The organism is Lacticaseibacillus baoqingensis, assembly GCF_003946165.1.
Taxonomy (GTDB): domain Bacteria; phylum Bacillota; class Bacilli; order Lactobacillales; family Lactobacillaceae; genus Lacticaseibacillus; species Lacticaseibacillus baoqingensis.
Map to the genome: position 1 here is coordinate 51,148 of NZ_RHOI01000008.1, position 11,779 is coordinate 62,926.

An 11,779-nucleotide genomic window follows, 5' to 3' on the forward strand; every position below is an offset into this window, starting at 1 on the left:
CGTCAACGGTCAATGTCACTTAACATAACATCTATCTAAAAAAATGTTAATTAAGCGTTTTCATTCATCTAGACCACCTGAGCAAGGCTGAATTGACCCGCATGTCACCAATTCTTTGAGAAGCTAAAAACGCTCAAGCAGGCAATCATGCTCCTGCTTGAGCGTCAATCAAGACCTTCGAGCCTACGCTTGCGTTTGTTGCTGAGCCGTCAGCCAAAAGGCGATCTGGTCGATGAGCGTCACTGGCGTCTCATCATCTGTATGGATGATCAAATCCGCCACCGCTTGGTATGCCTGCGTCCGTTCTGCCAGCAGCGTCGCCAATTGATCTGGCCGCCCCAGTGGGCGATTCGGATCATCACCGATCCGCTTCAAGACGGTTTCAGGTGTGGCAGTCAACCAGACGACTGGCGTTTTTGCCGCCATCAACACGGCACGGTTGGCCGCTTGTACTGCGGTACCACCGCCAGTCGATAATACGCCTGATCGCGCCATTGCCGCTTTCAAGCACGCGGTTTCTCGTTGTCGAAATCCAAGCTCTCCGCTGCGCGCAAAGATCTCAGGAATACTGCACCCTGATTGTTGGACGATCAATTCATCCAAATCAACGTGGGTAAGTGCCAAGCGTTTGGCTAAGCCGCGCCCGATCGTTGATTTGCCTGTTCCCATAAAACCGATCAAAACGACATTCATCAGCACTCCTCCAGTTCTTGTCGCCGCGTTTGTGCTTGCTTGAACCATGCAGCCAGCTGTTGCGGCTCATCCAGCGCTAACAGTGCTTGAAACTGGGCAAGCTCAGTTTGCACCATTTGCACTTGTGCGGCTATTGCAGTTTTGTTGGTCGTACAAATTGCTGCCCATACCAGTGGGTCAGCCATCGCAATGCGAGTCGTATCACGAAAACCGCCAGCCGCCAATTGTAGTTGTTGGGGGGGCAAGCGTGTGGCATTGACCAGTGCACTTGCCACCACATGGGGGGCATGACTCAGTTGTGCCATCAATGCATCATGAGCAGCTGCTGAGATCGCCACAAACTTTGGCTTAGCTTGTAACAATGCTTGCAAGCGCGCGACTGCTGGTGCCGTCTCCGCTGAAGCCACCGTAAAATACGGCTGATTGCTCAATTCGACTAAGCTTGATGCTTGCCAGCCGTTGTGCTCACTGCCGACCATTGGATGGCCCCCAACAAATGGCACGCCTTGGGCGATCAATGGTTCAGCTGCTGCCATGACGGGTTGCTTCACGCTGCCGATATCCGTCACCAGCGTCGTTGCTGGTACATGCAGATGTTGCAAAGTGTGCAAGGTGGTGATAATCCCATCGACTGGCATCGCTAAAACGATGACATCGACGGTTACTTTTTCTTCAGGAAAGGTCGCAATCACCGAATCGACCCATTTTTCGGCTAATGCGGCTTGACGCACGACAGGATCGACATCATACCCGATCAAAGTATGTTCCGCCCGGTTTAGACACCGGACCCATGCACCCGCCATCATCCCTAAGCCACAGATTAAAATTCGACTCATCTTAAATCTCCTTTGCATAGTCTTTCAAGATCAGTCAAAAAATCAGGATAAGACACCGTCATCGCTGCTGCATCATGCAATTCCAACGGTGCGTCGGCAACTAACGCTGCGACTGCCAGCATCATGGCGATGCGATGATCACCATGACTGTCAACATGCGCATCGGTGATCGGCGAAGTTTTGCGGCCATCAATCACAAAGCCATCTGCATACGCTTCGATTGCCACGCCTAATTTGCGTAATTCGCTAACGATTGTTTGGATCCGATCTGTTTCTTTTACACGCAATTCTTCAGCCCCATGGATATGACTGACGCCGTTAGCATGCGCGGCTAACAACGCGACCAGCGGCAGCTCATCAATGACGGCAGGAATATCTGCAGCCGCTAAATCAATCGGCTGCAGTTTCGTATCAGTCACCTCTAGATCGGCTAGAGGCTCCCCGGCAGATTCAAGCGGCGTTACCTTAATATTGCCACCCATTCGTCTAACGATCTGCAAAAAGCCAGTCCTGGTAGGATTGATGCCCACTTGTGGCAGCCGAATGTGGGAATTAGGCACAATGGTTGCCGCGGCAATGAAAAATGCAGCGCTGGACATGTCACCAGGAACCGCAACCGGCGTCGCGATCAACGGTTGCCCTCCAGGTAAGGCAATCGTTTGCCGATCGGCACTGACGGTTAACCGCACCCCAAACGCTTTCAGCATGCGTTCCGTGTGATCGCGCGTGGGTAAGGCCTCTCGCACGATGGTTGTGCCGGCAGCCTGCAGTCCAGCCAACAAAATCGCACTTTTCACCTGTGCACTGGCTACCGGTAAGGTATAATCGATCGCTTTTAATGGGCGGCCAGTGATCACCGCTGGCAAATGACCAGCATCTAAGTCGATCGCCGCACCCATCGCCGCCAGCGGCTGGCTGACCCGCCGCATGGGTCTTTTACTCAAAGAAGCATCCCCCACCAGGCAACTGGTAAAAGGTTGCGCGGCCAATAATCCCATCAGCAAGCGCGTGGCTGTCCCAGCATTATTCATATTCAAGGCCACATGTGCTGGTTTTAAGCGTCCACCGCCGTGAACTGTCACTTGTTGCTCAGTGTATGTGATCGGTACCCCCAAGGCGCGCAACGCCTCCAAGGTGCTCAGGCAATCCGCTGAGGACAAGAAATTTGTGATCGTGGTCGTTCCTTTTGCCAATGCCCCAAGCATCAAAGCCCGGTGTGAAATACTTTTATCACCTGGGACACGGACATGACCATGTAAACCGGTTGCAGGTGCTGCTGTTAAAACCGTCATAGGCTCCTCCTAAAAGCGCCGCAATTCCTCACGATAAGCAGCGACTTGTGCTTTCATTCGTGCAAAATTACTATCGTCAAATTGCGCACACAATGCTTGTGTCAAGGCAATCGCTACTGCCATTTCAACCACGATTGAAGCCGGCACGATCGCCGTCGTATCGGAACGCTCGACATTGGCTAATGATACTGCTTTAGTCTCAATGTTCACACTCGGCAAAGGATGATATAAAGTCGGGATCGGTTTCATCGCGGCAGTCACAACCAGCGGCATCCCATTCGTCATTCCGCCTTCCAAACCGCCCAGGTGGTTGCTGGCACGCTGATAACCATGATCTGCGTCCCAAGTGATGGCATCCATCACCGTACTGCCCGGCCGATCAGCAACCGCAAAGCCATCCCCAAAAGCAACGCCTTTGATCGCATTGACGCTCATGACAGCCGCAGCAATTTGCCCGTCCAGCTTAGCAGGAGCAGTCGTATAGCTGCCAATTCCTGCAGGCAAGCCGTTGGCGACGACGCGCACAGTGCCCCCGAGGGTATCGCCTGCATGGCGCGCGTCATCGATTGCCGCATGGATCGCCGAAACTCGATTCGCATCAAGAACGCGCAGATCATTAGCGTTCACTGCTGCTTTGATCGCCGTCACGTCATCAGTTTCAATGCGACCGCCATCGTGTGCGCCAACACTTTGCACATACCCCACCAAATGGATCCCCAACGCGGCTAATAATTGCTCACACACTGCACCGATGGCGACTTTCATCGCAGTCTCTCGAGCTGATGAACGTTCCAGTACATTTCGCAGGTCGCGATGGCCATATTTTTGGCCGCCGACCAAATCAGCATGACCAGCGCGCGGCCGCTGCACTTGCCGCAGCGTATTCTCCGGGTTGGCTTTGGCAACAGGGTCCATGATAGCTTGCCAATGATCGTGGTCACGATTAACGATTACCAATGCGATCGGGCCGCCTAATGTCACCCCATGGCGCACACCCCCAACGATCTGGACTTGATCATGTTCGATCTTTTGGCGTGCCCCGCGTCCATATCCGCCTTGGCGTTTAGCTAAGGCGTCATTGATGCTTGTCACATCGATGGCCAAACCGGCAGGGATCCCGGTGATCACCCCGGTCAACTGTGGCCCATGTGATTCACCTGCTGTCATAAATTCCATCTTATTTCACTCCTTCTTCGCGTTGGCTGGTCTGGACACGCCGCGACTCTTGCATGATTGTGGTAAAAATTGCTTGGAAATGTGCTGCCAAAGCCGGGTCGCTCAACTGGCCCACCACATCAGCTAATACCGCATCTTCGCGTTGGAAATCACGCACCGGCTGGGCTTGTTGGGCTTTGATCGCACCAATTGCTTTGACCGCTTCAAAACGCTGCTGTAACAGCCTGATCAACTGATGATCGATCGCAGTCACCTCTTTGCGGACGACTGCTAGGGCTTGATCTTGCGGTAACTGTGCCAGTTCATGTTGCCATCGATGTTGTAATTGGGTCATTTGGGACCATCCTTTCATACTGGGTACAAAAAAAGCCAACTAGGACTCTGCCTAGTTGGCGATAAACAATATGCGCTAGACAGCGTGTCTAGCTGGCAAGTGAATAGACTATGCGCAGTCGGACACGGACGATGAACGCCCGTGATAACGAGCGAATTAGTGTGCTTGTGCATAGTAATAATATTCAAATTGCCAAAAGCTCATGCGCATATCGATATCCTCCCGTTGAATGTTGTAATTATTAAACCATTCTCACAGTAAGGTGTCAATGCTCACAGCAAAGATTAATCTTGTTTTCCAAAAAACGTTTCTTGCGCGGCCCCAATAATGGCCAATTTGACATGCGCAAAGGTCAACCCGCCTTGCATATATAACGTATATGGCGGCCGCAAAGGACCGTCACCGGAAAATTCAACGGTTGAGCCGGCAATAAACGACCCGCCAGCCATGATCACTTGGTCTTCGTAGCCGGCCATTTGTTCTGGGATCGGGGTAACAAATGAATCGACTGGTGAGTGGCGCTGGACCGCCTCAGCAAACTTGATCATGTCCTCTGGGTTACCAAAATTGACCGTTTGAATGAGATCAGTCCGCGGTGCATCCCACTTAGGACTGACGGTCAGCCCCAAAGCGTCTAACAATGCTGACTCAAAGATCGCCCCTTTGATCGCATTACCAGTGGTTTGCGGCGAAACAAAAAACCCTTGGTACATATCTCGCAAAGCCGTTCCTGTCGCCCCTTCTTCGCCCCCGATACCCGGGACGGTGAAGCGGTAACTCACGCGTTGGATCAAATCTTGCCGACCAACTAAATAACCGCCAGTCTTCGCATAACCGCCACCGGCATTTTTAAACAAGGACCCTGCCATCAAATCTGCCCCGACATCCAACGGCTCCTTGGTTTCGGAAAATTCGCCATAAGCATTATCCACGAAGATCCACACATCAGGCATCACTGCACGTACCGCTTGGATCATGGCTTGGATCTTGGCGACGGTAAACGATTCACGAGTCGCATATCCGCGCGAGCGTTGGATCGCGACGACTTTTGTCGCTGGGCGCAAACGTGCTTTGATCGCAGGTAAATCGGCTTCGCCATTTGGCAACAGGTCAACATAATCGACATTGATCCCGTATTCTTTAGGACTGCCGACCCCATTGCCCGCCAAGCCCAACACCTCTTGCAACGTATCGTATGGCTTACCCGTAATGTATAAGATCTCATCGCCTGGCCGCACTAAGCCTAACAAACCAACACCGATCGCATGCGTCCCAGAAACAAACTGCGGCCGAACTAACGCATCTTCACCGCCTAATACTTCAGCGTAAATGGCCTCCAGTTTATCTCGGCCTTCATCGTTATGCCCGTATCCAGTCGTGCCATTCAAATCACTTTCAGCCACATGATGGGCCTGAAAACTAGCCAATACTTTGGCTTCATTCTCAACGATCTGCGCATCGATCTGCGCAAGCCGCGGTGCGATTTGCTTGTCGATTTGATCGACTAAGGCGATTAATTTTGGATCATAGTCATTTTTCCAACTCATCATAAAACTCCTTTGTTATACCACTGAGTCACTCGGTTCAATATGTCTTGGTACTGTTGCGGCTGTGCGATCAAGTCGAACCACTGCGTCGGCATCTGGTGGCGAAAATAGGTCAGCTGGCGCTTGGCATACTGCCGCGAATGCTGCTGCACTAACGCAATGCACGTCTCTAGGGACGCTTCCCCAGCAAAATACGGCAACAATTCTTTATAGCCGATCGCTTTGAGTGCTTGCGCCTGTGGCCCGGCTTGGGCAACCACGCGTTTGACTTCAGCGACTAACCCGCCTTGAACCATGGCCTCTACGCGTGCATTGATCCGCCTATATAACTGCGCGCGATCAGTGGTCAATCCCAAGATCAACGCATCATAAACTGGCTTAGGTGCCGGCTGCTGGGAAAACCGCCGCCCCGTCAGTGCGATCACTTCTAATGCCCTGATCACCCGCCGGCTATTCCCTACCGGAATCTGGCTAGCGGCTTTGGGGTCTTGCGCTTGCAACCGTTGCCACAGCCAGTCGGGACCATTGCTAACCAGCTCTTTTTGCAGCGTCTTTCGGTACGCGCTCGGCGGCGCTTCGCCGCCTAAAGGCAATCCTAGCCGCAAAGCATTGAGGTAAAACCCGGTACCGCCGACAACGATCGGCAAATGCCCGCGCTGCTGGATCTCAGCAATGACTGCCATTGCTTGCTGCTTAAATTGTGCCACCGTGTATGGGGTGCCGGGGGTGACAATATCCAGTAAATGGTGCGGGACTCCGCCGCGTTCAGCGAGGGTCGCTTTAGCTGTGCCGATATCCATGCCGCGATAGATCTGATAGGCGTCAGCATTGACGATCTCCCCTTTGAGCGCTTGGGCTAGCCGAACAGACAATGCGGTTTTGCCCACTGCCGTTGGCCCGCCGATGATCAATATTTGCCGTTGCATGACGTCCTCCTTACTGGTTGGCAGTTAAGGGTCACTTTTTGTTGTGAAACCCGTTCTATAGTATAATGAAATTAGCGACAAAGTTCAGTATCTGGAGGGAAAATTCATGAAACATAAATTTGCTAAAGGCTTCTTCCTCGGGACCTTGATGACGGTCAGCGCGGTTTGCGGAAGCGTTGTTGCCTTCAAAAAGTCGTATATCGAGCCCGTTGAAACCAAAGTGGAAGAAATCAACGATAACCGGCGAAAAGCAAACCGCAAACGCCACTCTGCTCATCAAGGCTAACACAACAAAAAACAAGGCTAGGCCATTTACTGGACCTAGCCTTGTTTTTTGTAGCATATTGCATTTATCAAAACACTCAGCTAACCACGCATTGTCTTAGCCATGAAAAAACTCAAGCCTCAAAGGACTTCTTCTTCTTCGTTTTGCCAGACCAGTTTTGATAGCCTTTTTTCAAGAAGTTGACTTTGGTGAAGCCGGCTTTTTTTAATCTGCCAGCGGCACGCACAGACAATTCACCGGCAGCATCATAAAGATAGACTGGCAAATCAGGACGCAATTCCGTCATCCGTTCTTTCAAAACGGAGTATGGCATATTGCGAGCCCCTAAGATATGGCCCGCATCAAAATCTTTCTTCTCTCGTAAGTCGATGATCTGAGCCTTGCGCATGGTCGCTTCAAACTCATCCGGTTCAATTTCGCCGCCAATTGCTTTTAGCTGTGACTTGCGGTACCACACCCATAGCCAATTGAGTGCCCAAGCCAAAAGCCCTGCCCCGATCAGGATCAATAAGAAACTTAACATGCTGTGGCCTCCTTACCGCCGCGCCAAACTTGCTGCACCGATGACCCCAGCTGTATTGCCCAAAGTGGCTAACCGCAACTTAGTCGTTTCGCGAACATTTGGAAAAGTGAATTGTTTGAAATACTTATCAACGCGGGTCAATAAGAAATCTCCAGCGGCACTAACGCCGCCGCCGATCAAGATATATTCTGGGTTCAAGATATTGCCAATATTGCCTAGACCCAAACCTAAGAAATAGCTGACCCGATCGACGATCATCAGCGCCAATTTGTCGCCTGCCTTGGCACAATCGAACACGATCTTGCTGGAGATCTCATCACCATCGTCAAGCGTTTGCTTTAACTGCGAATCACCAGCATACTCTTCTGCCATGTCGCGGGCCACCCGCACGACCCCAGTCGCACTGGCAATGGTTTCTAGACAGCCTTTTTTGCCACAAGTACATAAGTACCCATTGGGATCTACCGTGACATGCCCGATTTCGCCTGCAGAACCGGCGACACCATGTAACAGATGCCCGTCGGCAATGATCCCGCCGCCGATGCCAGTCCCTAAGGCCACTAAGGTCACGTTGTCAGCAGCCTCACCAGCGCCTTTCCACTGTTCGCCCATTGCGGCAACATTGACGTCATTGTCGATGGCAAACGGAATGCCCGTCGCAGCTTCAATGTCACGTTTTGGCTGTTGGAGGGTCTTCCAGTTTAAGTTATATGCGCCGATCACAGTTCCGGCTTTGGTATCGACCGTTCCTGGTGTCCCCATGCCGATTCCTTGAAAATCTTGGGCATCCATGTGGTACAACTGCAAATGATCTTGGATCGATGCGATGATATCAGGGATAATGTGTCGTCCTTCATCCAAAATGTTGGTATCGATACTCCAGCGTTGCTGGATCTCCCCGTCTTGAGTCAGGATCGCAAACTTGGCCGTCGTGCCGCCAAGATCGACGCCTAATAACTTCTTGTCAGTCATCTTGATTCCTCCGTAGGTCTGAATTTAGTGGATGTTTTGCTTCTTGTTCATGAGCATGTCGCAAGACAATCTTCGCCGTTGCGTATTCCTGATCTGGAATCAACCGCAATTCATGCAGGCGGTCGACTTCCACAGCGGCTAATTCAATGTCCCAAAGACGATCACCCAGGTGAATGAAAGTGCCAAAACGCTTTAACAGCTGCAGCACATCATAAAATGTACGAATTTCTGGATACACGCGTCACTCACCCCTTTTAATGCCGACCTAGCAACAATAGCGCCATGAGTGCAAAAACCAACACAACAGCCATAATGATCTGTCTAGCTTTGCTCATCTGCCCTAACTGTGGGGCACCCACGGCACCAGCCACTAAAAAGCCGCCTAGTAAACCGCCGATATGCCCGGTGATATCGACACCGCTGGAAAAGAGATTGAATACCAAGTTGATCACCGCCAGCATCGCAAACTGTTGGCTCAAAAGACGCACCATCGCATTATCGCGAAAACTATCGCCAAGCATTAAAAATGCGCCCATCAATCCAAAAATTGCAGTGGAAGCCCCAGCCGAAAGTGAATCCGGTGCAAAAACATAGCCCGCAACGTTGCCAGCAATCGCTGAGACTAAATAAATGACCGCAAACCGCCAATGACCAAAGATGCGTTCGCAAATTGCCCCTAGGTAATATAAGGAGATCCCATTCACGATGATGTGCATCCAGCCGATATGCACAAATGCCGGCGTGACGAACCGCCACCATTGACCAGCAACGATCAACGGATTCCACCGGGCGCCAAAAGCAACTAATACCAAATTATTGGTACTGCCACCCATCAGCGTTTCGCCAATAAAAACTGCAACGGTGATAGCAAGCAATACATAAGTCACGATTGGTGTATTGGCCAACCTGCTCCGCCAATATGGGTTGTGCATGCCAGTCTCCTTTCCATCCGACAAAAAAAACAACAGGCGAACCTGTTGTTGGTGTGTGATTGCCCGCAAACAAGTACAAAACTGCTGTTGGCTATGCCAACATTCAACAGCTAGTGTAGCATTTTTTAAGCGCTATGCCTAGCCGTTGATACTGCTTTGATGGGCGCTGTAGCCACTATTGCCCTTGATGTTGTGTAGGGCATAATAATCGCTGATCATCTGCTTGCCGATCGTCAAATTGAACTCACTGCTGTCCGTGGTCAAGTTAGGTACAACCACTGCGATCGCGATTTGCGGATCTTTTGCTGGGGCGAACCCAACAAAGCTTAACGTGGTTGTTTCTAACAGCTCAGAACTTGGATTAGTCGGATCTGCACGCGTAAACGTCTGCGCCGTCCCAGTTTTGGCCGCGACGCCGGGATTTAATGTGTTCAAATTCGTCGCTGTGGTCCAACCATTCGTGCCATGTACCACTTGCCACATCCCTTGTTTGACCAGATCGATCTGCGCTTGGGTATTAGGAATTTTGGCTTGCACCGTCGGACTAGTCGTCGTCAACGTTGGCCCATTGCTGCCGTCGCTGAGAGTTTGGCTGATGCTCTTGACGATATATGGTTTCATCCGATACCCGTTATTGGCAACCGTCGAGACATACTGAGCCATTTGCATCAACGTATAGGTATCGTAGTTCCCATACGAAAGGTCTAATGCTGAGCCCACTGCCAGCGACCCATTAGTCATCGTTGCCCCAGACTGGCCTTTGACTTCACCAGGCAGGTCCACACCAGTGGTTTGGCCTAAACCAAACTCGGAGAAATAACGCCGCATTTTGGTAAAAATATCATTATCCATCGTCATAGCGGTATGGGCGACATATTGCGCGTGGCCTTCTTTCATTGCCAAGCGCATCATGTAGATGTTACTGGAAACTTGTAATGCAGTGGTGGCATTCAGCGACCCGAATGTGCCGACTGGATAAACTGACTTCTTCACTGGCGTTGAAGGGAGATAAATTGGATCATCACTTTGGGTATTATCGTTGACGGTGATCACCCCGTCTTGCAAAGCGCCTAACACCATCGCCGGCTTCACCGCAGACCCCATTGCAAATGAGCGGTTCAAAACCCCTAAGGCATCATCATTGATCTTACCCGTTTTGGCATTATGAGCCACGCCTGCCAAGGCCAAAATCGCCCCGGTTTTAGGATTCATTGCCACCGCATAGGCACCATCAGAATGCGCCGCGGCGCCGCTAGAAAGCGCAGAACTAAACGTCGATTTTAAAATGGCTTCAACTTTAGTTTGATAAGCAGAATCAATGGTTAAATTCAAGTTGCCGCCTTGCTGCCCCTTAAAGGTCTGCACTTGCTTTTCGATTTGATTATTCGTGCCTAATTCAACTTGGGTGCGGCTCTTGGCCCCTTTTAAGACATTTTCGTAGGCTTTTTCCAAGTAAGAAATACCCACTCGGTCATTGCGCGCATAGCCATTTGCCAAATACGCCTTTAACCCATCAGACGGCAATCCGGATTTCGTTGAAGATACGGTGCCCAAGACACTGGTCATGGAGTCTCCGTTGGGATATGAGCGTTCCCAATCAGTCCCTAAATTGACGCCAGACATTGCCGTCAAGTTCTCACCGACTGTAGCACTTTCGGTTTCGCTAACGTCAGCATTTTTGATATAAACTGTGGTCAACGCCGTCGCGCCATTCATGATCTTGTAAATCGCGATCGCTTGTTTTTGTTTATCGGTATATTCAGGCAGATGCTTTTCAACATAGGCAACTTGATATTTATATAACTTGCTGTCTGAAGTCGTTTTTTGTTGCGCCGCGGGCAACGCTTTAGTTACAGCTTTGGCAGCTTGGGTGTCAGCGAGGTAATAATCCGCATAGTCACGCTTTTGCAGCCCGTCTGTTGACATCGTGATATACCGGGCCAAACGATTGGCCGTATGGTACATCGACTCTGCCGTTGCATCGAGGCTTTTCGTGTAGGTGATCGCATTGTTGGCCTTGTTGGTCACCAATGCGCGCCCTTGGCTGTCATAGATCATTCCCCGCGGCACGGATCCTGTGACCACCGTTTGGTCGGTACGGTCAACTTCTGCGGCAAACCGGCTGCCATTCAGGATCTGTAAATAGGCAAGTTGTCCCACCAACGCGGCAAGCAACAAGAAAACGAAGAAGAATAATAAATTAAGTCGAAACGGAATGTGTGATTTTACCCGTTTTGGCTTTGGTGTACGAATGTATTTCAC

At 50.9% G+C, this 11,779-nt stretch carries 13 protein-coding genes; 1 reads left to right on the top strand and 12 read right to left on the bottom strand.

Translation table 11 applies throughout. The features are described from left to right. Positions 1–183 precede the first annotated feature (183 nt). The 7 genes from EKM91_RS04855 to miaA all read right to left on the bottom strand — a co-directional run bounded on the left by EKM91_RS04855 (position 184) and on the right by miaA (position 6,804). The gene (locus EKM91_RS04855) at positions 184–693 is read right to left on the bottom strand and encodes a shikimate kinase (RefSeq protein WP_225419450.1); all 510 of its coding nucleotides are present in this window, start codon (positions 691–693) and stop codon (positions 184–186) included. Continuing rightward, a complete protein-coding gene (locus EKM91_RS04860; RefSeq protein WP_164508457.1) occupies positions 693–1,529 on the bottom strand; it encodes a prephenate dehydrogenase in 837 nt (278 codons plus the stop codon). Before EKM91_RS04860 ends, EKM91_RS04855 begins: the two co-directional genes overlap by 1 nt. Then, the gene (gene aroA / locus EKM91_RS04865) at positions 1,526–2,821 is read right to left on the bottom strand and encodes a 3-phosphoshikimate 1-carboxyvinyltransferase (RefSeq protein WP_125750611.1); all 1,296 of its coding nucleotides are present in this window, start codon (positions 2,819–2,821) and stop codon (positions 1,526–1,528) included. The genes EKM91_RS04860 and aroA overlap by 4 nt, the downstream gene beginning before the upstream one ends. A gap of 9 nt (positions 2,822–2,830) precedes the next feature. Next, entirely contained in the window at positions 2,831–3,997 is a 1,167-nt protein-coding gene (gene aroC, locus EKM91_RS04870; RefSeq protein WP_125750614.1) for a chorismate synthase, read from the bottom strand. A gap of 1 nt (position 3,998) precedes the next feature. Then, positions 3,999–4,331: a chorismate mutase gene (locus EKM91_RS04875; RefSeq protein ID WP_164508458.1), complete on the bottom strand. Its 333-nt coding sequence runs from the start codon at positions 4,329–4,331 to the stop codon at positions 3,999–4,001. 284 nt (positions 4,332–4,615) lie between these two features. Next, positions 4,616–5,878 carry a methionine gamma-lyase family protein gene (locus EKM91_RS04880; RefSeq protein ID WP_125750620.1) on the bottom strand — a complete coding sequence of 421 codons (1,263 nt, stop codon included), beginning with the start codon at positions 5,876–5,878 and terminating at the stop codon, positions 4,616–4,618. Then, positions 5,878–6,804 carry a tRNA (adenosine(37)-N6)-dimethylallyltransferase MiaA gene (miaA, locus tag EKM91_RS04885; protein WP_125750622.1) on the bottom strand — a complete coding sequence of 309 codons (927 nt, stop codon included), beginning with the start codon at positions 6,802–6,804 and terminating at the stop codon, positions 5,878–5,880. Before miaA ends, EKM91_RS04880 begins: the two co-directional genes overlap by 1 nt. A gap of 106 nt (positions 6,805–6,910) precedes the next feature. Between miaA and EKM91_RS04890 the strand changes: the two genes are divergently transcribed. After that, positions 6,911–7,090: a DUF3042 family protein gene (locus EKM91_RS04890; RefSeq protein ID WP_125750625.1), complete on the top strand. Its 180-nt coding sequence runs from the start codon at positions 6,911–6,913 to the stop codon at positions 7,088–7,090. Between the two features lie 112 nt (positions 7,091–7,202). Here EKM91_RS04890 and EKM91_RS04895 read toward each other — a convergent pair whose 3' ends face one another. From EKM91_RS04895 to EKM91_RS04915, 5 genes are all read right to left on the bottom strand, one after another. Next, entirely contained in the window at positions 7,203–7,613 is a 411-nt protein-coding gene (locus EKM91_RS04895; protein WP_125750629.1) for a rhodanese-like domain-containing protein, read from the bottom strand. Positions 7,614–7,625: 12 nt separating this feature from the next. Further along, positions 7,626–8,585 carry an ROK family glucokinase gene (locus tag EKM91_RS04900; RefSeq protein WP_125750632.1) on the bottom strand — a complete coding sequence of 320 codons (960 nt, stop codon included), beginning with the start codon at positions 8,583–8,585 and terminating at the stop codon, positions 7,626–7,628. Further along, positions 8,578–8,811: a YqgQ family protein gene (locus EKM91_RS04905; protein WP_125750798.1), complete on the bottom strand. Its 234-nt coding sequence runs from the start codon at positions 8,809–8,811 to the stop codon at positions 8,578–8,580. The genes EKM91_RS04900 and EKM91_RS04905 overlap by 8 nt, the downstream gene beginning before the upstream one ends. A 28-nt stretch (positions 8,812–8,839) precedes the next feature. Next, a complete protein-coding gene (locus EKM91_RS04910) occupies positions 8,840–9,517 on the bottom strand; it encodes a rhomboid family intramembrane serine protease (RefSeq protein ID WP_125750635.1) in 678 nt (225 codons plus the stop codon). A gap of 138 nt (positions 9,518–9,655) precedes the next feature. Beyond that, entirely contained in the window at positions 9,656–11,779 is a 2,124-nt protein-coding gene (locus tag EKM91_RS04915) for a peptidoglycan D,D-transpeptidase FtsI family protein (protein ID WP_125750639.1), read from the bottom strand.

Bases quoted from the DNA above. Each gene is read 5' to 3' on its own strand.
- aroA (WP_125750611.1), bottom strand. From the start codon at position 2,821: ATGACGGTTTTAACAGCAGCACCTGCAACCGGTTTACATGGTCATGTC.
- EKM91_RS04890 (WP_125750625.1), top strand. From the start codon at position 6,911: ATGAAACATAAATTTGCTAAAGGCTTCTTCCTCGGGACCTTGATGACG.
- EKM91_RS04895 (WP_125750629.1), bottom strand. From the start codon at position 7,613: ATGTTAAGTTTCTTATTGATCCTGATCGGGGCAGGGCTTTTGGCTTGG.
- EKM91_RS04900 (WP_125750632.1), bottom strand. From the start codon at position 8,585: ATGACTGACAAGAAGTTATTAGGCGTCGATCTTGGCGGCACGACGGCC.
- aroC (WP_125750614.1), bottom strand. From the start codon at position 3,997: ATGGAATTTATGACAGCAGGTGAATCACATGGGCCACAGTTGACCGGG.
- EKM91_RS04910 (WP_125750635.1), bottom strand. From the start codon at position 9,517: ATGCACAACCCATATTGGCGGAGCAGGTTGGCCAATACACCAATCGTG.
- EKM91_RS04875 (WP_164508458.1), bottom strand. From the start codon at position 4,331: ATGACCCAATTACAACATCGATGGCAACATGAACTGGCACAGTTACCG.
- EKM91_RS04880 (WP_125750620.1), bottom strand. From the start codon at position 5,878: ATGAGTTGGAAAAATGACTATGATCCAAAATTAATCGCCTTAGTCGAT.
- EKM91_RS04860 (WP_164508457.1), bottom strand. From the start codon at position 1,529: ATGAGTCGAATTTTAATCTGTGGCTTAGGGATGATGGCGGGTGCATGG.
- miaA (WP_125750622.1), bottom strand. From the start codon at position 6,804: ATGCAACGGCAAATATTGATCATCGGCGGGCCAACGGCAGTGGGCAAA.
- EKM91_RS04855 (WP_225419450.1), bottom strand. From the start codon at position 693: ATGAATGTCGTTTTGATCGGTTTTATGGGAACAGGCAAATCAACGATC.